Raw genomic sequence first — 25823 nt, 5'->3', positions numbered from 1 at the left:
CGGCCCCTCAGGTGAGGGCGCACTCCGCCCACACCGTCTTCCCCGGAGCGCCGGGCCTGGGGCACCAGCCCCAGCGGTCCGCGAGCCGCTCCACGAGCAGCAGCCCCCGGCCCCCTTCCGCGAGTTCTCCCTCCGGAAGGGGGCCGGGGCGCACCGGCAGCCGCTCGCCCCGCGTGTCGCCGACCTCGATCCGCGCGACGGCCGGAGCCCCGTCCCGCAGGTGCAGGAACAGCCGGAAGTCCCGTCCCGGCACGTGCCCGTGCCGCACCGCGTTCGCCGTCAGCTCGGCGGCGACCAGCACGACGGTGTCGTGCGCCCCGGTCCCGTACGGCACGCCCCACTCGTCCAGGCGCACGGCGACCAGCCGACGGGCGAGGCGGGCGCCCCGGGTGGTCGACGTGAACCGCAGGGTGAAGACCCTGCTGCCCAAGTAAGGCGAGACACCAGGGGGTTGGGTGGTGTCCGCGGTGCTGTCGATGTTGCTCGTCATGACTCCCACGCTCCTCTTGGTGGCGTAGCGTGACCAGTGGTGACGCACTGACGCGACGGTCTTGTACGTGGGGTGTCGGTGCCGGTACGAGGGGCGGGGCGCGATGACGGAAGAGCAGGCGGGCGCGGCGGCGGACAAGTCCGGCCAGGGCGTGGTGGCGGCGTTCGGGCAGAGCCTGAAGACGCTGCGGCTGCGGGCGAAGGTGGAGCGCGAGGAACTGGGCAAGCGGCTGGGCTACTCGGCGTCGACGATCGCCTCCTTCGAGCAGGGCCGCAGGATCCCACCGCCGCGCGCGATCGACCGGGCGGACGAGGTCCTTGACGCGGGCGGGCTGCTGACGGTCTGGAAGGACCAGTTGGAGCGGGCGCAGTACCCGGTGTTCTTCCAGGGGATGGCAGAGCTGGAGAAGCAGTCGATAGAGCTGTTGGCGTACGACACCCTGGTGGTCAAGGGGTTGTTGCAGACCGAGGAGTACATGCGGGCGGTACTAGCCATGCGGCGGCCTGTGCTGGATCCGGAGACCATCGAGCAGCGTGTCACTGCCCGACTGGCCAGGCAGGGCATCTTCGACCGCCGTCCGGCGCCGCTGCTGAGCTTCGTCATGTGCGAGTCCGTGTTGCGGCGGAGGTTCGGCGGCAGGGAGGTGCTGCGCGGCCAGCTGGAGCAGCTGCTTCTCGTCGGGCAGCGGAGGAACGTCGAACTCCAGGTCCTGCCGCTCGACAGCGAGGACAACGCGGGCGTGGACGGGCCGTTCACCGTTGTCACGCGAGATGACGGCAAGAGGTTCGTCTACGCAGAGGCGCAGGGAAGCAGCGCCCTGGAGACCGACCCCAAGCGTGCGGCTCTTGCCGCAGCGCGCTATGGGATCATCCGTTCACAGGCTCTCATCCCGGGAGAGTCGCTTGCGTTCATCGAGAAGTTGCTGGGAGAGCTATGAACAACGCCGAGCCCCTCGCCTGGTTCAAGAGCAGCTACAGCGGCGCCGAGGGCGGTGACTGCATCGAGGTCGCCACAGGCTCGGGACCCGTCCACATCCGCGACTCCAAGGACGTGGCCCGCCCGGCCCTCCGGGTCTCGCGCGAGGCGTGGGCCGGGTTCGTCGGGCTCGCCTCGGCGGAGTAGTACAACCGCCGCTTGTACGCGGCGCGCGCTCAGTCGTCGCCCCCCGTCGCCTCCTTCAACACAGGGAAGCGGCGGGGGGCCACGGTCAGGAGGGCCAGGAGGGCGAGCGCCGCCGCTGCCGCCGCGCCCAGGTAGACCCAGTCGACGGCGGCGTCGACCGCGCGGCGGATGTCCTCGGTGGTGTCGAGGGAGCGGGCCAGCGCGTCGAGGTCCGTGTCGGCGCCGAGGCGGGCCGCGAGGACCCCGTTGGCGATCGCGCCGAAGAGCGCGGCGCCGACGCTCTGGCCGACCTGGCGGCAGAAGAGGACGGACGCGGTGGTCGTGCCGCGTTCCCCGTACGGGACGGTCGACTGCACTCCGACGATCAGCGGCAGCTGGAAGAGGCCGAGGGCCCCGCCGAGCAGCAGCATCAGGAGTGCGGGCTGCCAGGGTTCGCCGGGGAACGGCAGGAACGGGAACGCGAGCAGCAGGAGCAGGGCGAGCGAGATCCCGAGGACCGCGGTGAGGCGGAAGCCGACGCGGGTGTAGACGCGGTTGGAGAACGCGGCCGAGATGGGCCAGCTCAGGGTCCAGGAGGAGAGGACGAAGCCGGCGGCTATCGGCCCCAGGCCGAGGACGGACTGCGCGTACGTGGGCAGGAAGACCGTCGGGGCGACCATGAGCAGGCCGAGGGCGCCGAGGGCGAGGTTGACGGCGGCGATCGTGCGGCGCCGCCAGACCCAGCCGGGGATGATCGGTTCGGCCGCGCGCCGCTCGATGAGGACGGTCAGGGCGCCGAGGGCGGCGGCCGAGCCGAGCAGCCCGAGGGACGGGGCGGAGAACCAGGGCCAGGCGACGCCACCCTGGACGAGCGCGGTGATGAGCAGGGCTCCCGTGGCGAAGATCGCGAGGGCGCCGGCCCAGTCGACGCGGACGCGGGCGCGGGGTGCGGTGCGGGCCGGTTCGGCGAGGTGGCGGCCGATGAGCCAGAGCGCGACCAGGCCGACGGGCACGTTGACGAGGAAGATCCAGCGCCAGTCGGCGTAGCCGGCGAGGAGGCCGCCGACGGCCGGTCCCGCGACGGAGGAGGCGGCCCACACGGAGGACAGCTTCGCCTGGATCTTCGGGCGTTCCTTCAGGGGGTAGAGGTCGGCGGCGATGGTCTGGACGGTGCCCTGGAGGGCGCCGCCGCCGAGGCCCTGGACGACGCGGAAGGCGATCAGGGAGCCCATGTTCCATGCGGCGGCGCAGAGCAGCGAGCCGATGAGGAAGAGCACGGTGCCGGCGATGAGGACGGGCTTGCGGCCGAAGGTGTCGCTGAGCTTCCCGTACACGGGCAGGGTGACGGTGACGGCGAGCAGATAGCCGGAGAACAGCCAGGAGAAGACGGACAGCCCGCCGAGGTCGCCGACGATCTGGGGCACGGCGGTGGACACGACGGTCCCGTCGAGGGCGGCGAGCCCCATGGCGAGCATGAGCGCCGCGACGACGGCCCCGCGGCGCGAGGGGGCGGCGGCGGTGGGCGCGGGGTCGGCGCCGGCCCGGGTCGTGGACGGTTCCGTCACCGCGCACCCTTCCTTTCTTCGTACACCTAAATGTGCGCGGACAGGGTCTCACTCCACCCCCGGGCGGAGGAACCCCTAGGGGCACCTCCCCCATGCGGGCCAGGGGTCGTTCGTACCGGCGGAGGAGGTGAAGTGCCCTTCCGGCTTCTTAACTTGAACTTACAAACCCACCGATCGCTCCAAGGAGAGAACCGTGACTTCGGCTGTGACCATCCCCAGGCACGGGGGTACTGGCGAGGGGACGGCCGTCGCGGCGCGGGCGCGTCAGGTCGTGAAGGCGTACGGCGCGGGGGAGACCCGGGTCGTCGCGCTGGACTCCGTCGACGTGGACATCGCCCGCGGGCGGTTCACCGCGATCATGGGGCCCTCCGGCTCCGGCAAGTCGACCCTGATGCACTGCCTCGCCGGGCTCGACACCGTCACCAGCGGACAGATCTTCCTCGACGAGACCGAGATCACCGGTCTCAAGGACAAGAAGCTCACCCAGCTGCGCCGGGACCGGATCGGCTTCATCTTCCAGGCGTTCAACCTGCTGCCCACCCTGAACGCCCTGGAGAACATCACGCTGCCGATGGACATCGCCGGGCGCAGGCCCGACGCCGACTGGCTGCGCCGGGTCGTCGACACCGTCGGCCTCTCCGAGCGGCTCAAGCACCGGCCGAACCAGCTCTCCGGCGGGCAGCAGCAGCGCGTCGCCGTGGCCCGGGCGCTCGCCGCGCGGCCCGAGATCATCTTCGGCGACGAGCCCACCGGAAACCTCGACTCGCGGGCCGGCGCCGAGGTCCTCGGCTTCCTCCGCGCGTCCGTCGACGAGCTGGGCCAGACCATCGTCATGGTCACCCACGACCCCGTCGCCGCCTCCTACGCGGACCGGGTCCTCTACCTCGCCGACGGGCGGATCGTGGACGAGATGGAGCGGCCCACCGCCGACGCCGTCCTCGACCGCATGAAGGACTTCGACGCGCGCGGGCGGACGTCATGACCGTCCTCAAGACCTCGCTGCGCAACTTCTTCGCGCACAAGGGCCGGATGGCGCTCTCCGCCGTCGCCGTCCTGCTCTCCGTCGCCTTCGTCAGCGGGACGCTCGTCTTCACCGACACGATGAACACGACGTTCGACAAGCTCTTCGCGTCCACCGCCTCCGACGTCACCGTCAGCCCGAAGGCCGCGGCCGCCGACGACGAGATCCCGCAGAACGGCCGCCCCGAGACCCTCCCCGCCTCGCTCGTCGAGCAGGTCAGGAAGGTCGAGGGCGTCAAGGACGCGCAGGGCTCGGTCGCGTCGACGAGCGTCACCGTCGTCGACGCGAGGAACAAGAACGTCGGCCCGACCAGCGGCGCCCCGACGATCGCCGTCAACTGGACGCCCAACGAGCTGCGTTCGGTGGAGATCGCCTCCGGCCACGAGCCGCGCGGCCCCACCGAGGTCGTCGTCGACGGCGCCACCGCCCAGAAGCACGGCCTGAAGCTCGGGGACGAGCTGCGGACCATCGCCGCCACCGGGGACTTCACCGCGAAGATCGTCGGCACCGTCGAGTTCAAGGTCACCAACCCCGGCGCCACCGTCGTCTACTTCGACACCGCCACCGCGCAGCGCGAACTCCTCGGGAAGACGGGTCTGTTCACCCAGGTCTCCGTCGACGCGAAGCCCGGCGTCTCCGACGACGCCCTGAAGGCGGACGTCGCCGCCGCCGTCGGCGGGGGCTACAAGCTGCAGACCGCCGCCGAGGTCGCCGACGCCGGCCGCGAGAGCATGGCCGGTTTCCTCGACGTCATGAAGTACGCGATGCTCGGCTTCGCCGGGATCGCCTTCCTCGTCGGCATCTTCCTCATCGTCAACACCTTCTCCATGCTCGTCGCCCAGCGCACCCGCGAGATCGGCCTCATGCGGGCCATCGGGTCGAGCCGCAGGCAGGTGAACCGTTCCGTCCTCGTCGAGGCGCTCCTGCTCGGCCTCGTCGGCTCGGTCGCCGGTGTCGCCGCGGGCGTCGGCCTCGCCGTCGGGCTCATGAAGCTCATGTCCGCCCTGGGCATGGAGCTGTCCACCCGCGACCTCACCGTCGCCTGGACGACCCCGGTCGTCGGCCTCGCCCTCGGCATCGTCGTCACCGTCCTCGCCGCGTACGTCCCCGCCCGCCGGGCCGGCAAGGTCTCCCCGATGGCCGCCCTCCGCGACGCGGGCACCCCCGCCGACGGCAGGGCCGGACGGGTACGGGGCGTGCTCGGGATCGTCCTCACCGCCGCCGGAGCGGCCGCCCTGGTCGCCGCCTCCCGCGCCGCCGAGGCCGGACCCGGCTCGCTCTGGCTCGGCCTCGGTGTCGTCCTCACCCTCCTCGGCTTCGTCGTCGTCGGCCCGCTCCTCGCCGGCGCGGTGGTCCGCGCCCTCGGCGTCGTCGTCCTGCGGATCTTCGGCCCCGTCGGCCGGATGGCCGAGCGGAACGCGCTGCGCAACCCGCGCCGCACCGGCGCCACCGCCGCCGCCCTGATGATCGGCCTCGCGCTCGTCGCCGGCCTCTCCGTGGTCGGCTCCTCCATGGTCGCCTCGGCCACCGAGGAACTCGACCGCTCCGTCGGCGCCGACTACATCGTGCAGTCCGCCACCGGACAGCCGGTCGTGCCGCAGGCCCTCGCCGCCCTGGAGAAGACGCCCGGCCTCGACCACGTCACCGAGTACAAGTGGGTCGACGCGAAGGTCACCGACCCGCGCGGCAAGGTCACCACGGCCGACCTGGCCGCCACCGACCCGACCTACGTGAAGGACCTGCGCCGCGAGACCACCGCCGGCACGCTCACCGAGGCGTACGGCGAGGGCGCGATGTCCGTCGGCAGCGACTACGCCGCCGAGCACGGGGTCAAGGTCGGCGACAGCCTGACCGTCGCCTTCAAGGGCGGCGACACCGTGAAGCTGAAGGTCGCGGCGATCACCGCGGACACCGGCCAGGTCGACAAGGGCGCCATGTACACGAGCGTCGCCACGCTCGCCCGCCACCTGCCCGCCGAGCGGGTGCCGAACAGCCTGATCGTCCTCGCCAGCGCGAAGGACGGCCAGGAGACCCAGGCCTACCAGGCCCTCAAGGACGCGCTGGCGCCGTACCCGCAGTACAAGGTCAGCAACCAGGCCGACTACAAGGAAGAGCTGCAGGACCAGGTCGGGCAGCTGCTCAACATCGTGTACGGGCTCCTCGCCCTGGCGATCGTCGTCGCCGTCCTCGGCGTCGTGAACACCCTCGCGCTCTCGGTGGTCGAGCGGACCCGCGAGATCGGCCTCATGCGGGCCATCGGCCTCTCCCGCCGGCAGCTGCGCCGCATGATCCGCCTGGAGTCCGTGGTCATCGCCCTCTTCGGCGCGCTGCTCGGCCTGGGCCTCGGGATGGGCTGGGGCACGGCCGCGCAGAAGCTCCTCGCCCTGGAGGGCCTCGGGGTCCTGGAGATCCCCTGGCCGACGATCGTGACGGTCTTCGTCGGCTCGGCCTTCGTGGGCCTCTTCGCGGCCCTCGTCCCGGCGTTCCGGGCGGGCCGGATGAACGTCCTGAACGCGATCGCGAGCGAGTAGCCCGCGGCGCGTGACGGAACGGGGGAACGCGGCCCCGGAGGACCCTGCCAGGTCTTCCGGGGCCGTAGGGCGTTCCGGCCCGCCCCCGGGACGGGAACGGCGCCCTCACCCTCCCGAGTGGCCCCGTTCCTTCGCGCGAGTGACGGTGGTACGCCGTAGGCTGGGGGCGACCGGGCCATACGTGCCCGGGACCACCCGGCCCGTGAGACGTGTCGGGCTGTTCGCGTTGCCCGACCCGTCGTCCGAACCCGGGATGGAAGTTCCATGAGCCTGCACGGTCTGCTCGATGTCGTCGTCAAGGACGCCGCCCTCGCCGAGGCGGTGAAGGCCGCCGCCGACGGCAACCGCCCGCACGTGGACCTGGTCGGCCCGGCGGCCGCGCGGCCCTTCGCGGTGGCCGCGCTCGCCCGGGACTCGGGTCGTCCGGTGCTGGCGGTGACCGCGACCGGCCGGGAGGCCGAGGACCTCGCCGCCGCGCTGCGCTCGCTCCTCGACCCGGACCGGGTCGTCGAGTACCCGTCCTGGGAGACCCTCCCGCACGAGCGGCTCTCGCCCCGCTCCGACACCGTCGGCCGCCGGCTGGCCGTCCTGCGGCGCCTCGCGCACCCCCGCGACGACGATCCGGCCGCCGGGCCCGTCTCGGTCGTCGTCGCACCCATCCGCTCCGTACTCCAGCCGCAGGTCAAGGGGCTGGGGGACCTGGAGCCGGTGGCGCTGCGGTCGGGCCAGACGGCCGACCTGAACGAGATCGTCGAGGGGCTCGCGGCCGCCGCGTACTCCCGGGTCGAACTCGTCGAGAAGCGCGGCGAGTTCGCCGTGCGCGGCGGCATCCTGGACGTGTTCCCGCCGACCGAGGAGCACCCGCTCCGGATCGAGTTCTGGGGCGACGACGTCGAGGAGATCCGCTACTTCAAGGTCGCCGACCAGCGGTCCCTCGAAGTCGCCGAGCACGGTCTGTGGGCGCCGCCCTGCCGTGAGCTGCTGCTGACGGACGAGGTGCGGCAGCGGGCCGCCGCCCTCGCCGAGGAGCACCCGGAGCTCGGCGAGCTGCTGAACAAGATCGCCGAGGGGATCGCGGTGGAGGGCATGGAGTCCCTCGCGCCCGTCCTCGTCGACGACATGGAGCTGCTGCTCGACGTGTTGCCGAAGGGCTCCATGGCGGTGGTCTGCGACCCCGAGCGGGTGCGGACCCGGGCCGCCGACCTCGTCGCCACCAGCCAGGAGTTCCTCCAGGCCTCCTGGGCCGCCACCGCCGGAGGCGGCGAGGCCCCGATCGACGTCGGCGCGGCCTCCCTGTGGGGGATCGCGGACGTCCGGGACCGGGCCCGCGAGCTGGACATGGCCTGGTGGTCGGTGTCGCCGTTCGCGGCGGACGCGGTCGACGCCGGCGGGGACACGCTGACGCTGGGGATGCACGCCCCCGAGTCGTACCGCGGCGACACCGCGCGGGCGCTCGCCGACACCAAGGGCTGGCTGGCCGAGGGCTGGCGGACGGTGTACGTGACGGAGGCGCACGGCCCGGCGTCCCGCACGGTCGAGGTCCTCGGCGGCGAGGGCATCGCGGCGCGTCTCGACGCGGACCTGGCGGAGATCTCGCCGTCGGTCGTGCACGTGTCGACGGGCTCCATCGACTTCGGCTTCGTCGACGCGGCGCTCAAGCTGGCGGTGCTGACGGAGACCGACCTGTCGGGGCAGAAGGCGGCCGGCAAGGACGGGCAGCGGATGCCCGCCAAGCGGCGCAAGACGATCGACCCGCTGACCCTGGAGGTCGGCGACTACATCGTGCACGAGCAGCACGGCGTCGGCCGGTACGTGGAGATGGTGCAGCGGACCGTGCAGGGCGCGACCCGCGAGTACCTCCTCGTGGAGTACGCGCCGGCGAAGCGGGGCCAGCCCGGCGACCGGCTGTACATCCCGACGGACCAGCTGGAGCAGGTCACCAAGTACGTGGGCGGCGAGGCGCCGACCCTGCACCGGCTCGGCGGCGCGGACTGGACGAAGACGAAGCAGCGGGCGAAGAAGGCCGTCAAGGAGATCGCGGCCGACCTGATCAAGCTGTACAGCGCCCGCATGGCGGCCCCCGGCCACGCCTTCGGCCCGGACACGCCGTGGCAGCGCGAGCTGGAGGACGCCTTCCCGTACGCGGAGACGCCCGACCAGCTGTCGACGATCGCCGAGGTCAAGGAGGACATGGAGAAGACGGTCCCGATGGACCGCCTGATCTGCGGCGACGTCGGTTACGGCAAGACGGAGATCGCGGTGCGGGCGGCGTTCAAGGCCGTCCAGGACGGCAAGCAGGTCGCGGTCCTGGTGCCGACGACGCTGCTCGTGCAGCAGCACTTCGGCACGTTCAGCGAGCGGTACTCGCAGTTCCCGGTGAAGGTGCGGGCGCTGTCCCGGTTCCAGTCGGAGAGCGAGTCGAAGGCGACGATGGAGGGGCTGCGGGAGGGCGCGGTCGACGTCGTCATCGGCACCCACCGCCTGTTCTCCTCCGAGACGAAGTTCAAGGACCTCGGCCTGGTCATCGTCGACGAGGAGCAGCGCTTCGGCGTCGAGCACAAGGAGCAGCTGAAGAAGCTCCGGGCGAACGTCGACGTGCTGACGATGTCGGCCACGCCGATCCCGCGGACCCTGGAGATGGCGGTGACGGGCATCAGGGAGATGTCGACGATCACCACCCCGCCCGAGGAGCGGCACCCGGTCCTCACCTTCGTCGGCCCGTACGAGGAGAAGCAGATCGGCGCGGCGATCCGTCGCGAACTCCTGCGCGAGGGGCAGGTCTTCTACATCCACAACCGGGTCGACTCGATCGACCGCGCCGCCGCCCGGCTCCGCGAGATCGTCCCGGAGGCGCGGATCGCGACGGCGCACGGCCAGATGTCGGAGCAGGCCCTGGAGCAGGTCGTGGTGGACTTCTGGGAGAAGAAGTTCGACGTGCTGGTGTCGACGACGATCGTCGAGTCCGGCATCGACATCTCCAACGCCAACACGCTGATCGTGGAGCGCGGCGACAACTTCGGCCTGTCGCAGCTGCACCAGCTGCGCGGCCGCGTCGGGCGTGGCCGCGAGCGCGGCTACGCGTACTTCCTGTACCCGCCGGAGAAGCCGCTCACGGAGACCGCGCACGAGCGGCTCGCGACGATCGCCCAGCACACCGAGATGGGCGCCGGCATGTACGTCGCCATGAAGGACCTGGAGATCCGCGGCGCGGGCAATCTGCTGGGCGGCGAGCAGTCGGGTCACATCGCGGGCGTCGGCTTCGACCTGTACGTGCGGATGGTCGGCGAGGCCGTCGCGGACTACCGGGCCTCGCTGGAGGGCGGTGTCGAGGAGGAGCCGCCGCTGGAGGTCAAGATCGAGCTGCCGGTCGACGCCCACATGCCGCACGACTACGCGCCGGGTGAGCGGCTCCGCCTCCAGGCGTACCGCTCGATCGCCTCGGCGAACTCGGAGGAGGACATCAGGGCCGTACGGGAGGAGCTCACCGACCGGTACGGCAAGCTGCCGGAGCCGGTGGAGAACCTGCTCCTGGTGGCGGGCCTGCGGATGCTGGCGCGCGCGTGCGGGGTCGGTGAGATCGTCCTCCAGGGCTCCAACATCCGCTTCGCGCCGGTGGAGTTGCGCGAGTCGCAGGAGCTGCGGCTGAAGCGCCTCCACCCGCGCTCGGTGATCAAGCCGGCGGTCCACCAGATCCTGGTGCCGCGCCCGACGTCCGGGAAGATCGGCGGCAAGCCGGTGGTGGGCCGCGAACTCCTCGCGTGGACGGGCGAGTTCCTGACGACGATCCTCGGGGGCTGAGGCCGCGGTGCGGCGCCCTCCCGCGGGGCGCCGCACGGTGGCGGACTACAGCTCGTCGAGGTCCAGGGCCCCCGCCATCGCCGTGTAGCCGGCGTCGTTGGGGTGGAGGGCGTCGCCGGAGTCGTACGCGGGGAGGATGCGGTCCGGGTCGGACGGGTCGGCGACGGCGCGGTCGAAGTCGACGACGGCGTCGTAGGCGCCGGAGGTGCGGATCCAGTGGTTGACGGCCTCGCGCTTGGCCTCGTTGACCGCCGTGAAGTAGCCGGAGCCCTTGACGGGGGTGAGGGTGGCGCCGATGACCTTGAGGCCCTTGGCGTGGGCCTCGCGGATCAGGGTGCGGTGGCCTTCGATGAGCTTCTCGACGGAGACCTCGGGGGTGGGGCCGCCGGGGAAGGTCGGTCCGCTGCCGCCGATGTCGTTGATGCCTTCGAGGATGACGACGGTCCGCACGCCGGGCTCGGTGAGCACGTCCTTGCGGAAGCGGTGGAGGGCCTTCTCGCCCGCCCAGGTGGTGTCGTTGACGACCTGGTTGCCGCCGATGCCGTGGTTGAGGACGGCGCGGGGGCGGCCGGCGGCGGCGAGGCGCTCGGCGAGCTCGTCGGGGTAGCGGTTGTCGGCGTTGGCCGTGGAGCCGACGCCGTCGGTGATGGAGTCGCCGAAGGTGACGACGCCGTCGCGGCGGGCGGTGTCACGGCCGCCGCTGACCTCGACGCCGGAGAGGAAGTACCAGGAGCTGCCGGTCTCGCGGAACGCGGTCCCGGAGAGGTCGGCGCGGTGGTCGCCCTCGGCGCGGTAGCTGGTGGCCGAGGAGAAGGAGTGGAAGGTCGCCGGGCCGGTGGCGTCCGCGAGGTAGAGGGTGACGGTCAGCTGCTCGAAGGCCTTGACGGGGAGGGTCACGGCGTCGCTGCGGAGGGTCTCGCCGGCCGGGATGGTCACGGACGTCCTGCCGCCGAAGCGGAGGGTGCGGACGGAGCCGGGTTCGACCGCGTTCCGGGCCGTCCCCTCGCCGGCGGCGGTGCGGGCGACCGTCGCGCCGGTGATCCGCAGGGGGCCGGTTCCGTAGCGGTTGGTGAGTTCGATGCGGGTCCGGGTGCCGGTGGCGGTGACGCGGACGACCTGGCGGACCGTCTGGTCGGCGAAGCCCTTCGTCGACCAGTTGGGGCCGAACGGCGCGGACGCCGACTGCGGGGAGGCGGCCCAGGCGCCACGCCAGGCGGTGCCGTCGGCGCCGTGCCGGCCGCTGTCGGCGAGGGCGGCGGGGGCCAGGGTCAGCGTGGCGGTGGTCAGCAGGGCCAGCGCGGAGCGGCGGAGCGTGTTCGTGGTTCGCATGTCTTGGTCAATTACGGGCTGACGCGGGCTATTCCCCGCCGTGCGGGTCGAGTTGGGGTGAGAACAGCAGGCCGGTGAGCGAACGGAAGTACTCCTCGGGGTCGTCGTCGCCGATCGCGCCCCCCACGTTCCGGGTGAGGAGCAGGGTCGCGAAGCCGTGGGCGAGCGACCAGGCGGCGATGCCGGCGGTACGGGCGTCGGGGACGTCCGTCAGGCCGGCGACGCCCGTGCGCAGCTCGGCGGAGGCGCGCTCCTTCGCGGCGAGGAGGTCCGGGTCGTCGGCGCGCAGCAGGTCGGGCTGGAACATGACCTGGAAGTGGGCGGGGTGCTCCATCGCGAAGCGGACGTAGCGCACGCCGCGTTCGCGGAGTCCGGGTGCGCCCGCGAGGCCGGCGGCGAGGAGGTCGTACCCCTGGGCGGCGATGGCGGTGAGCAGGCCGGTGCGGTCCTTGAAGTGGTGGGCGGGGGCGGCGTGCGAGACGCCGGCGCGGCGGGCGAGGTCGCGCAGGCTGAGTGCCCCGGGGCCGTCGGCGGCGATCACGTCGAGGGCGGCGGCGAGGACGGCCTGCCGCAGCTCGCCGTGGTGGTAGGTGCTCCGGCTCGTCGTCATGACAGCAGCCTAGCCCTCATCTAGGCATTGACAAGTTAGCGTCCCGGCGTGCAATCTTGTCAGTGTCAAGATGTGGATGGATGAGGGAGGGCGCCGTGGACACCGCGCGCGTACGTCAGATGTGGCACCTGCTCGAACCCCTGCACGCCCTGCTCTACTACGCCCCCGAGGCCTTCGACGAGGCCGCCGCCCTCGGCCACGACACCACCGAGCGCTGGCCCTCCTACTTCGCCTGGCGCGCCGCCCCCCTCGGCGCCGCCGGCCCGGTCCGGGTCGCCGCCGCCTTCTACAGCTTCAGCCCCGCGATGGTCGCCCGGTACGTCCCCGCAGCCTGGGCCACCGCCGGCCCCGCCGACGTCCTCGCCGCCCGGCTCCGCGCCGTCGACCGCGCCTACCGCTCCGTCCTCGGCGAGGACACGGTCGGCGGCCCCGAGCTCGCCGAGGCCGCGGCCCTCGCCCGCCGCGCCGCCGGGGCGGCCGGGACCGAGGGCCGGCCGCTCGCCGCCGCCAACGCCGAACTGCCCTGGCCCGAGGCCCCGCACCTGGTCCTCTGGCAGGCCGCGACGATCCTGCGCGAGCACCGCGGCGACGGCCACCTCGCCGCCCTCCTCGCGGCCGGGCTCGACCCCGCCGAGTCGCTCGTCTCCTTCGCGGCGATCGGCGCCGCGCCCGAGCCCGTCTTCGAGAGCCGCGGCTGGACCCCGGCGGAATGGGCCGCCGCCCGCGCCCGCCTGGCAGCCCGGGGCCTCCTGGACGCGCAGGGCGCGGTCACCGGTGCGGGCCGGGCCCTGCGGGACGAGGTCGAGCGCCGCACCGACGAACTCGCCGCCGCCCCCTGGGCCGCCCTCGGCCCCGAGGCCACCGCCCGGCTCGCCGACCTCCTCGGCGGTCCCTGGCTCGCCGCGATCGGCTCCGGCCTGCTGCCCGCCGAGAACACCCTGGGCATCGGCAAGGTGTGACGCCCCGCCAGGAAGCCCATCGGCCCTTCGACCCGTCCGTTTCGGGACCATCGGCACGAAGGCGGAGGAACCGCCCGGCCTAGGATTCCAGGGTGCTGACGTATCGAAGGACCCTCGCCGCCTCGACGCTCGCCGTCACCGCGCTCATCGCCACCGCCTGCACCCCCGGGACCGACGCCGCAAGCGCGGGCGGGGCGGGCGGCAGGCCCGCCGCGCGCGGGACGGCGCTGGCCGCCGTGGACACCCTCACCGTCAAGGGCCGCGCCCCGAAGACCGGTTACGAGCGGGAGAAGTTCGGCCGCGCCTGGGTGGATGTCGACGGCAACGGCTGCGGCACCCGCGACGACATACTCAAGCGCGACCTGACCGGCGTCCGCTTCACCGACGGCCACTGCAAGGTCGCCTCCGGCACCCTCGCCGACGACCCGTACACCGGCACCACCGTGCGCTACGAGCGGGGCCGCTCGAAGGTCGACATCGACCATGTCGTCGCCCTCTCCGACGCCTGGCAGAAGGGGGCGCAGAAGTGGGACGCCGGGACCCGGCGCCGCTTCGCCAACGATCCGCTCAACCTGCTCGCCGTGGACTCCGCGACCAACCGCCGCAAGTCCGACGGCGACGCCGCGACCTGGCTGCCGCCCAACCGGTCCTACCGCTGCACGTACGTGGCACGGCAGATCGCGGTGAAGAAGAAGTACGGGGTGTGGGTGACGGCGGGCGAGCGGGACGCGATGAAGCGCGTCCTCGGAGGCTGTCCGCAGCAGAAGCTGCCGTAGGGGGGCGCCCGGCCCGAAAAACGTTTGGTCGCCCGGTGGACGATCTTTAGCCTGGCCGTATGGACCTGAACATATCGACCCTCGCCGAACGACCCGAGCTCGAAGGGGCGATGTGGTCCATGAAGGACCTCTGGCCCGAGTTCATGATGTACGACCCGGTCGGCTGGGCCAACATGGGCCGGATCGTGCGGGAGTTCCCGGAGTTCGTGCTGGTCGCCACCGAGCCCGGCGGCGCGGTCGTGGCCCGGGGCTTCAGCGTGCCCTTCCGACTGGACGCGGAGGGCCGCCGCGAGCTGCCCGCGCGCGGCTGGGACGAGGTCCTGAACTGGGCCTTCTCCGACCTGCGGCACGGCAGGGAGGCCGACACCGTCAGCGCGATCGAGATCACCGTCGACGTCGCCCACCTCGGCAAGGGCATCTCGCACACGATGCTCGCCGCCATGCGGGAGAACGTCGGCAAGCGCGGTTTCGCGGAGCTGGTCGCGCCGGTCCGCCCCAACGGCAAGCACCTGGAGGCCGAGAGCTCCATGCACGCGTACGCCTTCCGTACGCGTGAGGCCGACGGCCTGCCGCACGACCCGTGGCTCCGCGTCCACGTGCGCGCGGGAGGGGTGATCGAGGCGGTGGCCCCGGCCTCGATGACGGTCTCCGGCTCCGTCGAGCAGTGGCGGAAGTGGACCGGCCTGCCCTTCGACACGGACGGCCCGGTCGAGGTCCCGGGCGCGCTGGTCCCGGTGCACTGCGAGGCCACGCGCGGCTACGCGGTGTACGTCGAGCCGAACGTGTGGGTCCGGCACCGGATCTGACGTGGGGGTCCGCCGCGGGTTCGGCATGGGGGTCCGCCGCGGATCCGACGTGGGGTCCGCCACCGGATCCGACGGACGCACGCGCGCGTGAGGGGGCCGTTCCCCGGTGACGGCCCCCTCACGCGCGCTCGGTGCGCGCCCGGCGGTCAGCCGGTCTCGACGACGTCCTTCGCCGCCGGGGCCTTCGCCGCGACCGGCAGGCCGTACTTCGAGAAGGTGATCGTCCCCGGCTCCTCGCCGCCCTTCGTGACGATCCTCAGGACGTACGGAGTGCCTTCCGTCGCCACGTAGACGGTGCTGCTCTCGCCGCCGTCGCCGGGCTCCGACAGAGCCAGCGCCCCGCGGCCGTCGACGGTGGTCTCCGCGCCCTTCACGATGCCGCTCGCACCGGGCTCGAACCCGCCGAGCAGCGTCTTCAGGTCGCAGAGCGCCAGCATGTCCTTCGCGTCGGGGTCGGAGACGGACGACTTCATCCAGCGGCCGTTGAGCTCCTTGAGGGTCGCCTCCTGGACCTCGGGGCTCTCGTCCTCGACCTGCTTGCGCAGGAAGGCCTCGTCGAAGCGGAGGTAGACGTTCTTGTCGTCCGGCTTGACCAGTTCGGCCGTGTGGGTCGTCTCCACGGTCAAGGTGCCGGCGCACCTGCCCCGGGCGTCGAGGGAGAGATAGCCCTTGGTCGGCTCCCCGGGGGACCTCAGGTCGACGTCGACGGTCAGGGACTTCGCGTCCCTCGTCGCCGCGAAGGCCTTGTCGACGATCTGCGACCCGGTCAGGTCCCCGAAGGGCCCGGCCGGCTTCGCGGCGTCCGTGGACGGGCCGCAGGCGGTGGCGGCGAGGGCGAAGGCGGCGCTCAGGGCGGCGGCGAGGGCGGTGCGGCGGGGGGCGGCGGGCATGGTGGTGTCTCCGGGAGGGGGGTACGGGTTCGAGGCCCCGAAGGGCCTCGGTCCGGTGGGTGGGGCGGCGGTCGGGGTCAGCCGACCTTCAGCTCCCACTGGGAGGGGTTGTAGTCGAAGCCGGGGTTGACCTCGACGGTCAGGTTCTTGGCGTCCTTGGGGGCGTCGAAGGCGACGGTGACGGTGGCCTTCTTGCCGGCGAGGATGCTGCCCTCGAAGCCCGTGCCGACCTTCTCGTCGAAGATCTGCTCGGCCGTGACCCCGTTCTTTCCGGCGCGCCCGGTGAGGGTGACGAGCGTGGCGTCGAACTTCTCCTTGCCGCCGTTCTCGATGACGACGGTCACCTGGTAGGCCTTGTTGCCCTTGGTGTGGCCGGCCGCGAACTCGCTCGGGGAGTACGGCTTCGGGTCCGAGACCGTGACCTTGAGGTCGTCGTCGTAGACCGAGGTGTCGCCGTCCGCGAGGTCCTTGGCGGCACCCGCCCCCGCGTCGCCCGCGCCGCCGCTCGCGCCCGCACTCGCGCCCGTCGGGTCCTTCGGGGCCGTCTCCTTGATCGTCTTGTCGATCTCGTCGACCGCGTCCTTGACGGCGGTGAAGGTGATGACCGCGCCGACGACCGAGAGGATCAGGGCCGCGAGGCCCAGGATCGCGCCGGTGACCGCCACGCCCTTGTTGTTCGCCTCGTGGCGCTTCACGCGGCCCTTGCCGACCAGGCCCAGGATCAGGGCGATCAGGCCGAGGATGCCGGCCAGCCAGAAGAACAGCGGGATGAGCCCGGACAGCGTGCCGATGATGCCGAGGATCAGGGCCGCGGTGCCGAGGCCGTTGCGCATGACCTGCGGGGCGGCGGCAGGCGGGACCTGGGTGTCGTACGACATGGGTGTGTCCTCCCGGACAGAGACGATGTCTGGTGCGATGGGTCAATCACAGCAGAGCCTGTGAACCGAGTCAACACGGTTCACAGAAAATGGATCGACTCACACTGTGAAGTGGTGCGGCGGACGTTCGTCGCTAGGATGGGTGTCACAGCCAGAGGGCGAGCCAGGGGAGTGGGTCACGTGCCGGAGAACGCAGCAGAGTCGGGCGCGGAGCGGCCGGGTGGCACGGCCGACGGCCCGGGCGGCGCCGCGGCCGAGGTGACCGCCGCCGGGATCGCGCGGCTCGCCGGGGTCGGCCGGGCCGCCGTCAGCAACTGGCGCCGCCGCCACGCCGACTTCCCCAAGCCCGTCGGCGGCACCGAGACCAGCCCGTCCTTCGCCCTCGCGGACGTCGAGCGATGGCTCCGCGCCCAGGGCAAGCTCGCCGAGGTCCCGCTCAAGGAGCGCGTCTGGCAGCAGATCGCGGGCCACCCCGCCGGCGCCGTCACCGCCCTCGTCCACGCGGGCTGCGCCCTCCTCCTCGTACGGGACCGGTCCGCGGCCTGGCCCGCGCTGGCCGAACTCCCCGACGAGCGGCTCGCGGAGGTGCTCCCCGTCGCCCTGGAGGAGACGCTCACCGAGCGCCTCGGCCCCGAGCGGGCCGTCCGCACGCCCGCCACCACCGCGCTCGCCGCCTCCGTCCCGCTGCTGCGCGCGGCCGCCGAGTTCGCGGCCGAGACCGGGGTCCGCCCGGCCTTCGAGTTCCTCCTCGGCCGCCACCTCGACGCCAACCCGCGGCAGTACACGCTCACCCCGCCCGGCCCCGCCGCCCTCATGGCGGCGCTCGCCGCGAGCCCGCGCACGGGACGCGGCGGCGCCCCCCTCACCGTCCTCGACCCCGCCTCGGGCACCGGCGGCCTGCTGAGCGCGGTCCAGCGGCCCGGCGCCGTCTGCGGCCAGGACGCCGACCCCGACCTCGCCGCGCTCACCGCGCTGCGCCTGGCGCTCGCCACCGACGCCGACATCCGCGTCCGCTCCGGCGACAGCCTGCGCGCCGACGCGTTCCCCACGCTCGCCGCCGACGCGGTCCTCTGCCACCCGCCGTTCAACGAGCGGAACTGGGGCCACGACGAGCTGGCGTACGACCCCCGCTGGGAGTACGGCTTCCCGGCCCGCACCGAGTCCGAACTCGCCTGGGTCCAGCACGCCCTGGCCCGCCTCCGCCCCGGCGGCACCGCCGTCCTCCTCATGCCGCCCGCCGCGGCCTCCCGCCGCTCCGGCCGCCGGATCCGCGCCGACCTGCTGCGGCGCGGCGCCCTGCGCGCGGTCGTCGCCCTCCCGGCTGGCGCCGCGCCTCCGTACGGCATCCCGCTGCACCTCTGGGTGCTGCGCCGGCCCGTCCAGGGCGAGCGCCCCGCCGCCGAACTCCTCCTCGTCGACGCCGCCTCCGAGCACACGGGCCCCGGCCGGGAGGGCCGCGACCGGCTCGACTGGCCGGCCGTCCACTCCGCGGTCCTGGACGCCTGGACGCCCTTCGACCGCGACGGCACCCTCCCCGGGACGCCCGGCGCGAACCGTTCCGTGCCGGTCATCGAGCTCCTCGACGACGACGTCGACCTCGCCCCCGCCCGGCACCTCCCGCCGCCCGCCGCCGCCGAGGGCGCCGTCCAGCTGGCCGGTGTGCGCGAGCGGCTGACCGAGACGCTGGCCAGGACCCGCGAACTGACCCCGCCGCCCGTGACGGACCCGGCCTCCGGCACCGGTCCCGGCCGCCCCACGACCACCGTCGGCGAACTCGCCCGCGCCGGCGCCCTGACCCTGCGCGCGGGCGGCGCGGGCACCGCCCCCGCCGCCGCCCCGGTCGCCGTCCTCACCGACCACGACGTCCTCGCCGCCCAGCCGCCCTCCGGCTCGCTGCCCGACGGCCCGCCGGAGGAGCCGGTCCTCCTCGCCGCCGGGGACGTCGTCGTCCCGGTCCTCGGCGGCGGCGCGGCCGTCCGGGTCGTCGACGCCTCCGCCGAGGGCGCCGCGCTCGGCCGCAACCTCCAGCTGCTGCGCCCCGATCCGGCGGCCCTCGACCCCTGGTTCCTGGCCGGTTTCCTGCGGGCGACCGCCAACACCCGGCAGGCCAGCAGCTATGCCTCCACGGCCACCCGGCTCGACGTGCGGCGGCTCCAGCTGCCGCGCCTGCCCCTGGCCGAACAGCGCCGGTTCGGCGAGCGGTTCCGGGCCCTCGCCGAGTTCGAGGAGTCGCTGCGCCTGGCCTCCCGGCTCGGCGACCAGCTGGTCCAGGGCCTGTACGACGGTCTGGCGGACGGCACGGTGGCTCCCTAGCCGGTGCTCGGTTCGACAACGGTTCCGGGTATCCCGGAACCGTTGTCCCCGGGGGTGTATACGCTCGTCCCCGCACCCATCCGTCCGAGCAGGAGCAGCAGGATGTACGGCCCTCCGCAGGCCCCGCAGGTTCCCCAGCCGCCGAAGAGCCCCGCATCCGGTGGCCGGATCGCGCTGCTCGTCCTCTTCTCCGCGCTCGCGCTGCTGAGCTGCGGCTTCCTGGCCTGGGCGCCGCTCCTGAGGCTCGCGATCGTGACCCGCAGGGCGCTGGACTGGGTGCTGTTCGCCGCGACGTTCCTGCTGGCGGCGGGCCTCTTCACGTACGCGGGCGTCACCGGCGACGAGGAGCCCACCACCGCCGAGTCGTTCATCGGCGTCGGTGTCATGGTGCTCCTGGTGGCGGGCTCGATCACGTACTACCTGGTGGCGGAGATCCGCCGGCTCGACGGGGGCGCGCCGGCCGCGTACCGGCCGCAGGGGTACGACCCCGCCGCCGTCACCGTCCCGAGCGCCGTCGCGAACCCGCAGCCGAACCCGTACGCCCGCCCGGTCGTGCCGCCGCCCGCCGTCCCGCAGCCGCACCCCCACACGCCCGGACCCCGGATCGACCAGGTCCGCGCGGAGCTGGACGAGCTGAGTGACCTGCTCAGGAAGGACACCGGGGACGGCGGGGAAGGCACGGGCGGCAGGTGAACGGGCGGGTCATCGGCGGGCGTTACGAGCTCGCCACCGTCATCGGCCAGGGCGGCATGGGCCAGGTCTGGACGGCGTACGACGGACGCCTCGACCGCCGGGTCGCGGTGAAGCTGCTCCGGCCCGCGACCATGACCGGCCCGGCCACCGCGGCCGAGGAGCTGCGCCGCCGCTTCGTGCGCGAGTGCCGGGTGACCGCGCAGGTCGACCACCCCGGCCTGGTGACCGTGCACGACGCGGGCAGCGACGGCGACGACCTCTACCTCGTCATGCAGTACGTGGAGGGCGCGGACCTCGCCGACCACCTCGCCGAGCACGACCCGTACCCCTGGGAGTGGGCGGTCTGCGTCGCCGCGCAGCTCTGCGCGGTGCTCGCCGCCGTGCACGCGGTGCCGATCGTGCACCGCGACCTCAAACCGCGGAACGTGATGATCCGCCCGGACGGGGCGCTGACCGTCCTCGACCTGGGCGTCGCCTCCGTCCTGGACACGGACACCACCCGGCTCACCCAGACCGGTTCGCCCATCGGCAGCCCGGCGTACATGGCGCCGGAGCAGGCCATGGGCGGCGCCGTCGGCCCGTCCACCGACCTGTACGCGCTGGGCGTCCTGCTCCACGAACTCCTCAGCGGGAACGTGCCGTTCGCCGGCTCCACCGCGCTCGGCGTGCTGCACCGGCACCTGTACGAGCCGCCCGCGCCGCTCCGGCAGCTGCGGCCCGAGATCCCCGAGGCCCTTGAGGCGCTGGTGCTGCGGCTGCTCGCCAAGGACCCGCAGGCGCGGCCGTCCGGCGCGCACGAGGCGTACGAGCAGCTCCTGCCGCTGCTCCCCGCGCGCGGGGTCCCGGCGGGTCCGATGGATCCGACGCGCCCGTTCCTGCGCCCGCACGCGCCCTGGCCCGACCGGGCGACGGCGAAGGTCGCGCACGTGCCGCCGGTCCCGCCGGTTCCCCCCGCCCGCGGGGCCGATCCCCGCACCGACCCCCGGGTGTACGCGCCGGGGGCACCGGCCGCGCGTCCCGACGTGGCCGCTGCCGTCGACGAGGTGAAGCGGCTGCTCGGGGAGGGTTCGCTCACCCAGGCCGTGGACCTGCTGGGCTCGATCCTGCCCGCCGCCGCGGCCGAGCACGGCGAGCGGTCGCCGGTCGTCCGCATCCTGCGCAAGCAGTACGCGTCGACGCTGATGGACGACGGCCAGTACCGGCGGGCGCTGCCGGAGCTGCGCCGGCTGGCGGAGGACCGGGGGGCGGAGGCGGGCCCGGCGGACCCGCAGTTCCTGCAGTTCCGCTACGACGCGGCGCTGTGCCTGGAGCAGCTGGGGGAGACGGCCGCCGCGCTCGGGGAGCTCCGGGCGGTCCTGCCGTACTACGAGCGGGACCTGGCGCGGGCCTTCGACATCCGGCAGCGGATCGGGCTGCTGCTCCTGGCGGCGGGGGAGCACGCGGCCGGGCGGGACGAGCTGCAGCGGCTGCTGTTCGACGCGGAGCGCGCGTACGGGCCGTACCACGCGCTTCCGGTGGAGCTGCGGCGTGCGCTCGACCACCAGCGGCAGTTGGGGCCGCGGCCCTGATGCGGGCTCTGGGGGCGTACCCGATCGTGACCCTGACGGGGTGCCAGGATCACGACTCGGCAACTGATCACCTAGTGGATCTTCATGATCCTGTTTGACCGTTTTGGCGCATGTAACGTTCGCGTCTGATCATGTTCGCGTCCCCAAGGAATCTCACATGACCCTCAAGAAGGTCGGCGGCGTCGTCGTCGCGATCGTCGTCGCCGTCGCCGTGAAGCTCGGTCTCCCGTACCTCACGGGCGACGCGCCGGTGCACGCCAAGGCCGGCGAGTGCGTCACCGTCAGCGGCCCGGACAACGACCCGAAGGTCGACACCGTCGACTGCTCCTCCGGCAAGGCCGACCTGTTCAAGGTCGTCAAGGTCATCGACGACACCTTCGACGTGAACAAGTGCGGCGAGCAGCTGTCGGCGCTGGCCCAGCAGCTTGACTCGGACAAGTTCGTCCTCTGCCTGGAAGAGGTCGCCGCGAAGTAAGCGCGCGCGTGGCAGTGCGAGAAGGGCCGGAACCCGACGGGTTCCGGCCCTTCCCGTCGTCACGGGGACTCCACCGGCCGCGGCCACGAGACCGACGGGGCGCCCGGCGGTGCCGGAGCCGGAGTGGGCGGCGGGGGAGTGCCGACGTGGGAGGGGGTACGGGCGGGCAGCACCGGGTCCGGCCCCTTCGACCCGTCGGGGAGCAGCGCCAGGACGCACACGGCGGCCACGGCGGCGGCCGTCCCGAGCACGGCCAGCGCGATCGCCCGGACCTGGCGCGTCCCCCGGCGGCGGCCCCGCGGAGGCGCGCCGCGGCGCAGGTCGCGGTGGGTGACGAGGGCGGCGCGTGCGGCCAGGGCGGCGCGCAGCCGTTCCTCCACGGGAGAGGTCATCGGTCGGCCTCCGCTCTCTTCTCCAGCTTTCTCTCCAGGGCGTCCAGCGCGCGGCTCGCGGTGGACTTCACCGTGCCGCGCGAGAGCCCGAGCGTCCCCGCGATCTGCTCCTCCGACAGCTCCGACCAGTAGCGCAGCACCAGGACCTCGCGCTGCCGGCGGGTCAGCTCCGCCAGCGCGTCCAGCACGTCCCGGTGCTCCTCGGCGAGCAGCAGCCCCTCGTCGACGGGCGCCCCGGCTCCCGGGTGCGGAGGGATGTACGCGCGCGCGGTGCGGCGCCTGCGCAGCACGGAGCGGGCCGCGTTGACCACGGCCGTGTGCAGGTACGCCCCCGGGTCCTGGAGCCCGTCCAGGGAGGTCCCGTAGGCGCGGCACACGGCGGCGAACGCGTCCTGCACGACGTCCTCGGCGGTCGGCAGGTCGTCGACCAGGAAGACCGCGAGCCGCACCATGTCGAGCCGCCGGGCCAGGTACAGCTCGGTGAGGGTGGGCGTGGGGCCGTCGCCGCCGTACGGGCCCCCGGCGACGCGCAGACGGCGCTCCCGTACCGGCGCGTGCCGGTCCCGGGCGGCCCGGGACACACGCGCGAGGAGCCGCGACCACCAGGGTGGCGCCAGGGGCAGGGGGAGGGCGTACGGCATGGGCCTCGATCCGTCGGGGTCGGGGAGGGGGCGCGGGCGGGGGGGGCCGGCCCCCCGCCCGCGTACTGCTACTTGCCGGGCACGGGGGCCGGCGCGGGCGCGGCGACCCGCGGCGCGGCGGGCGCGGGCGCCGGGACGGGCGCGGCGACCTGCGGCGAGGCGGGCGCGGGCGCCGGGACGGGCTGCGGCACGCTCACGACCCGCGGTGCGGCGGGCGCGGGGGCGGGCCGGGGTGCCGCGCCCTCCTGCGGCGCGGCGACCGGCCTCGGCGCGGGCTGCGGCACGCTCACGACCCGCGGCGCGGCGGGCGCCGGGGCCGGACGGGGCGCGTCGGCCACGGGCGCGGCGACGGGCTTCGGTGCCGCGACGGGCTTCGGCGCCGCGGGAACGGCGTCCGGGGCGGCCGGGGCCGGCTTCGGGGCCGGGGTGGCGGCGGCCTGCGCGGCGAAGCCGCCGCCGAGGAGCAGCGCGGCACCGGCGACGACGCCCAGGAGCCGGGGGCGGGGGCGGGGGCTCCGCCTGACGTGGCTGGACATGGGATTCTCCCGAGGAGGTGTCGGAAACACGGTCTGGAACATCAGCTGAAGGGCGCCTTCAACCCACCAGACGTGCGGCACCGCCCGAGGTTGCGACCCGGACCCGAGAAAATTTCCCCCGACGCGGAGAAACGAAGAAGCGAGAGGGACACACGCACCTCTCGCACTCTCAACGTATAGCGCACAGGGGGGCTTGCGGCAAGGCCCCCTCCGTGACGCAGAATCGCTCCTCGAACCCCAGACGATGCGAAAACTGGAGCTTTACGACGTGACGTCCCTTATTGCCGGCGTGTTCGACCTCTCCGGCAACCTCTCCCCCAAGGCCGACCCGGCGCTCATCGCCGCCGACGAACAGCACTTCGCGGACATCGCCCGGTGCCTCGACGAGACGATCGCCGAACTGTCCGGCCGGCTGGACGCCGAGCGGAAGGCGCCCGGCGGCGTCGGCCGCGAGGCGATGGACCGGGACGCGGAGATCCACCGGCTGAGCGGCCGCCTGCGGACGCTGCGCCGCTTCGGCCTCGACCTGTGCCTGGGGCGCGTGGTCGGTACGGACGACCCCGAGCCCGTGTACGTCGGGCGCCTCGGCCTCACCGACGAGAGCACCGGCCGCCGCCTGCTCGTCGACTGGCGTTCCCCGGCGGCCGAGCCGTTCTTCGCGGCGACGCACGCCACCCCCATGGGGCTGGCGAGCCGCCGCCGCTACCGCTGGTCCGGCGGCCGGATCACCGACTACTGGGACGAGGTCTTCACCGCCGAGGGCCTCGAAGGGCACGCCGCGCTCGACGACCAGTCCGCGTTCATCGCGAGCCTCGGCGGCAACCGCTCGCCCCGGATGCGGGACGTGCTCGCGACGATCCAGTCCGACCAGGACGCCGTCATCCGCGCGGGTTCGAAGGGCGCGCTCGTCGTCGACGGCGGCCCGGGCACGGGCAAGACGGTCGTCGCGCTGCACCGCACCGCGCACCTGCTCTACGCGGACCCGAGGCTCGGGCACCGCCGGGGCGGCGTGCTGTTCGTCGGCCCCCACCAGCCGTACCTGAACTATGTCGCCGACGTCCTGCCCAGCCTGGGCGAGGAGGGCGTGCGGACCTGCACCGTGCGGGACCTGGTCGCCGAGGGCGCGCAGGCCCCGGCGGAGACCGACCCCGAGGTGGCGCGCCTGAAGTCCTCGGCGGACCTGGTGCGGGCGATCGAGAAGGCCGTGGCGTTCTACGAGGAGCCGCCCACGGAGGGCATGACCGTCTCGACCCACTGGTCGGACATCGAGCTGACCGCCGGCGACTGGGCGGAGGCCTTCGCCGCGGTGGAGCCGGGCACCCCGCACAACGAGGGGCGCGACCAGGTCTGGGAGCACCTGGTCTCGATCCTGTTCGACAAGTACGAGGGCGAGGAGATCCCCGAGGCGCAGTTCCGGAAGTCGCTGCGCCAGGACCGGGAGCTGACCGGGGCGCTGCACTCCGCGTGGCCGATGCTGGAGGCCGCCGACCTCGTCGCGGACCTGTGGACGGTCCCCGCGTACCTGCGGATGTGCGCGCCCTGGCTGACCCCCGACGAGGTGCGGGCGCTGCGGCGGACGGACGGCCAGGCGTGGACGGTCTCGGACCTGCCGCTCCTGGACGCGGCCCGGCAGCGGCTCGGCGACCCGGCGACGGCCCGGCTCAAGCTGCGGCGCAAGGCCACCGTCGCCGCCGAGCGCGAGCGCATGGCCGGGGTCATCGACAGCATCATCGCGGCGGACCCCGACGGCGAGGGCGCGGTGACGATGCTGCACGGCAAGGACCTCCAGGAGAGCCTGGTCGACGAGAGCGCCCTGCCGACCGCCGAACGGGAGCCGCTGGACGGCCCGTTCGCGCACATCGTGGTCGACGAGGCGCAGGAGCTGACCGACGCGGAGTGGCAGATGCTGCTGCTGCGCTGCCCGTCGAAGAGCTTCACGATCGTCGGCGACCGCGCCCAGGCCCGGCAGGGCTTCACCGAGTCGTGGCGCGAGCGCCTGGAGCGGGTCGGCTTCGACCGGATCGAGCAGACGTCGCTGAGCATCAACTACCGCACGCCGGAAGAGGTGATGGCGGAGGCGGAGCCGGTGATCCGTGCCGCGCTGCCCGACGCGAACGTGCCGACGTCCATCCGGGGCAACGGCATCGCGGTCGCCCACGCCCCGGTGGGGGACCTGGAGGAGATCCTCGGCGGCTGGCTCGACGAGAACGCCGAGGGCGTCGCGTGCGTCATCGGCGCGCCCGCCTTCCGCGAGCGCCCCCGGGTCCGCTCGCTGACCCCGTCCCTGTCGAAGGGCCTGGAGTTCGACCTGGTGATCCTGGTCGACCCGGACTCGTTCGGCGAGGGCGTCGAGGGTGCGGTCGACCGGTACGTGGCGATGACCCGCGCGACGCAGCGGCTGGTGGTCCTCACGTCCTGAGGGGCGTCGCGGAAAAGGAGAGGAGCGGCGCG

At 73.6% G+C, this 25823-nt stretch carries 22 protein-coding genes; 13 read left to right on the top strand and 9 right to left on the bottom strand.

Annotated features, from left to right (window positions below):
• Positions 1-7: 7 nt before the first annotated feature.
• Complete coding sequence (locus ABTY59_RS16745) at positions 8-490, bottom strand: ATP-binding protein (protein ID WP_352019693.1); 483 nt, start codon at positions 488-490, stop codon at positions 8-10.
• Positions 491-593: 103 nt separating this feature from the next.
• Here ABTY59_RS16745 and ABTY59_RS16740 point away from each other — a divergent pair, with 103 nt between their 5' ends.
• Positions 594-1427 carry a helix-turn-helix domain-containing protein gene (locus ABTY59_RS16740; protein WP_352019692.1) on the top strand — a complete coding sequence of 278 codons (834 nt, stop codon included), beginning with the start codon at positions 594-596 and terminating at the stop codon, positions 1425-1427.
• Positions 1424-1612 carry a DUF397 domain-containing protein gene (locus ABTY59_RS16735; protein WP_352019691.1) on the top strand — a complete coding sequence of 63 codons (189 nt, stop codon included), beginning with the start codon at positions 1424-1426 and terminating at the stop codon, positions 1610-1612. Before ABTY59_RS16740 ends, ABTY59_RS16735 begins: the two co-directional genes overlap by 4 nt.
• Before the next feature lie 29 nt (positions 1613-1641).
• Here the strand turns inward: ABTY59_RS16735 and ABTY59_RS16730 are convergent, their stop codons facing one another.
• The gene (locus ABTY59_RS16730) at positions 1642-3156 is read right to left on the bottom strand and encodes an MFS transporter (protein ID WP_352019690.1); all 1515 of its coding nucleotides are present in this window, start codon (positions 3154-3156) and stop codon (positions 1642-1644) included.
• A gap of 193 nt (positions 3157-3349) precedes the next feature.
• Between ABTY59_RS16730 and ABTY59_RS16725 the strand changes: the two genes are divergently transcribed.
• The 3 genes from ABTY59_RS16725 to mfd all read left to right on the top strand — a co-directional run bounded on the left by ABTY59_RS16725 (position 3350) and on the right by mfd (position 10506).
• On the top strand, positions 3350-4138 hold the full coding sequence (locus ABTY59_RS16725) for an ABC transporter ATP-binding protein (protein WP_352019689.1): 789 nt from the start codon (positions 3350-3352) through the stop codon (positions 4136-4138).
• Positions 4135-6708, top strand: coding sequence for an ABC transporter permease (locus ABTY59_RS16720; RefSeq protein ID WP_352019688.1), 2574 nt, complete (start codon positions 4135-4137; stop codon positions 6706-6708). The genes ABTY59_RS16725 and ABTY59_RS16720 overlap by 4 nt, the downstream gene beginning before the upstream one ends.
• A gap of 264 nt (positions 6709-6972) precedes the next feature.
• Complete coding sequence (gene mfd / locus ABTY59_RS16715; RefSeq protein WP_352019687.1) at positions 6973-10506, top strand: transcription-repair coupling factor; 3534 nt, start codon at positions 6973-6975, stop codon at positions 10504-10506.
• Positions 10507-10551: 45 nt separating this feature from the next.
• On the opposite strand, the gene ABTY59_RS16710 is transcribed toward mfd, so the two are convergent.
• A complete protein-coding gene (locus tag ABTY59_RS16710; protein WP_352019686.1) occupies positions 10552-11835 on the bottom strand; it encodes an SGNH/GDSL hydrolase family protein in 1284 nt (427 codons plus the stop codon).
• A 28-nt stretch (positions 11836-11863) separates the two neighbouring features.
• Positions 11864-12445, bottom strand: a complete 582-nt coding sequence (locus ABTY59_RS16705; RefSeq protein WP_352019685.1) for a TetR/AcrR family transcriptional regulator — start codon at positions 12443-12445, stop codon at positions 11864-11866.
• Between the two features lie 80 nt (positions 12446-12525).
• Between ABTY59_RS16705 and ABTY59_RS16700 the strand changes: the two genes are divergently transcribed.
• The 3 genes from ABTY59_RS16700 (at position 12526) to ABTY59_RS16690 (ending at position 14986) form a co-directional block, all read left to right on the top strand.
• Complete coding sequence (locus tag ABTY59_RS16700) at positions 12526-13404, top strand: SCO6745 family protein (RefSeq protein WP_352019684.1); 879 nt, start codon at positions 12526-12528, stop codon at positions 13402-13404.
• Between the two features lie 92 nt (positions 13405-13496).
• On the top strand, positions 13497-14180 hold the full coding sequence (locus tag ABTY59_RS16695) for an HNH endonuclease family protein (RefSeq protein WP_352019683.1): 684 nt from the start codon (positions 13497-13499) through the stop codon (positions 14178-14180).
• Positions 14181-14239: 59 nt separating this feature from the next.
• Positions 14240-14986: an N-acetyltransferase gene (locus ABTY59_RS16690; RefSeq protein WP_352019682.1), complete on the top strand. Its 747-nt coding sequence runs from the start codon at positions 14240-14242 to the stop codon at positions 14984-14986.
• Between the two features lie 146 nt (positions 14987-15132).
• Here the strand turns inward: ABTY59_RS16690 and ABTY59_RS16685 are convergent, their stop codons facing one another.
• Positions 15133-15876: a hypothetical protein gene (locus ABTY59_RS16685; RefSeq protein ID WP_352019681.1), complete on the bottom strand. Its 744-nt coding sequence runs from the start codon at positions 15874-15876 to the stop codon at positions 15133-15135.
• A gap of 77 nt (positions 15877-15953) precedes the next feature.
• Positions 15954-16754, bottom strand: coding sequence for a DUF4190 domain-containing protein (locus ABTY59_RS16680; protein WP_352019680.1), 801 nt, complete (start codon positions 16752-16754; stop codon positions 15954-15956).
• A 258-nt stretch (positions 16755-17012) separates the two neighbouring features.
• Between ABTY59_RS16680 and ABTY59_RS16675 the strand changes: the two genes are divergently transcribed.
• The 4 genes from ABTY59_RS16675 to ABTY59_RS16660 all read left to right on the top strand — a co-directional run bounded on the left by ABTY59_RS16675 (position 17013) and on the right by ABTY59_RS16660 (position 21803).
• Entirely contained in the window at positions 17013-19067 is a 2055-nt protein-coding gene (locus ABTY59_RS16675) for an N-6 DNA methylase (protein ID WP_352019906.1), read from the top strand.
• A 102-nt stretch (positions 19068-19169) separates the two neighbouring features.
• Entirely contained in the window at positions 19170-19760 is a 591-nt protein-coding gene (locus ABTY59_RS16670; RefSeq protein ID WP_352019679.1) for a hypothetical protein, read from the top strand.
• Complete coding sequence (locus ABTY59_RS16665; protein WP_352019678.1) at positions 19757-21328, top strand: serine/threonine-protein kinase; 1572 nt, start codon at positions 19757-19759, stop codon at positions 21326-21328. The genes ABTY59_RS16670 and ABTY59_RS16665 overlap by 4 nt, the downstream gene beginning before the upstream one ends.
• 157 nt (positions 21329-21485) lie before the next feature.
• On the top strand, positions 21486-21803 hold the full coding sequence (locus ABTY59_RS16660) for an LppU/SCO3897 family protein (protein WP_352019677.1): 318 nt from the start codon (positions 21486-21488) through the stop codon (positions 21801-21803).
• Between the two features lie 59 nt (positions 21804-21862).
• Here the strand turns inward: ABTY59_RS16660 and ABTY59_RS16655 are convergent, their stop codons facing one another.
• The 3 genes from ABTY59_RS16655 to ABTY59_RS16645 form a co-directional block, all read right to left on the bottom strand.
• Complete coding sequence (locus ABTY59_RS16655; protein ID WP_352019676.1) at positions 21863-22195, bottom strand: hypothetical protein; 333 nt, start codon at positions 22193-22195, stop codon at positions 21863-21865.
• Positions 22192-22836, bottom strand: a complete 645-nt coding sequence (locus ABTY59_RS16650) for an RNA polymerase sigma factor (protein ID WP_352019675.1) — start codon at positions 22834-22836, stop codon at positions 22192-22194. Before ABTY59_RS16650 ends, ABTY59_RS16655 begins: the two co-directional genes overlap by 4 nt.
• A gap of 68 nt (positions 22837-22904) precedes the next feature.
• Entirely contained in the window at positions 22905-23372 is a 468-nt protein-coding gene (locus tag ABTY59_RS16645; RefSeq protein ID WP_352019674.1) for a hypothetical protein, read from the bottom strand.
• Positions 23373-23616: 244 nt separating this feature from the next.
• Here ABTY59_RS16645 and helR point away from each other — a divergent pair, with 244 nt between their 5' ends.
• Positions 23617-25791, top strand: coding sequence for an RNA polymerase recycling motor ATPase HelR (helR, locus tag ABTY59_RS16640; protein ID WP_352019673.1), 2175 nt, complete (start codon positions 23617-23619; stop codon positions 25789-25791).
• Positions 25792-25823 lie beyond the last annotated feature (32 nt).

It is taken from the genome of Streptomyces sp. NPDC096079 (genome assembly GCF_040303145.1).
GTDB lineage: Bacteria > Actinomycetota > Actinomycetes > Streptomycetales > Streptomycetaceae > Streptomyces.
The sequence above is the reverse complement of the archived record's forward strand: the minus strand, read 5'-3'. Positions and strand labels throughout refer to the sequence as shown.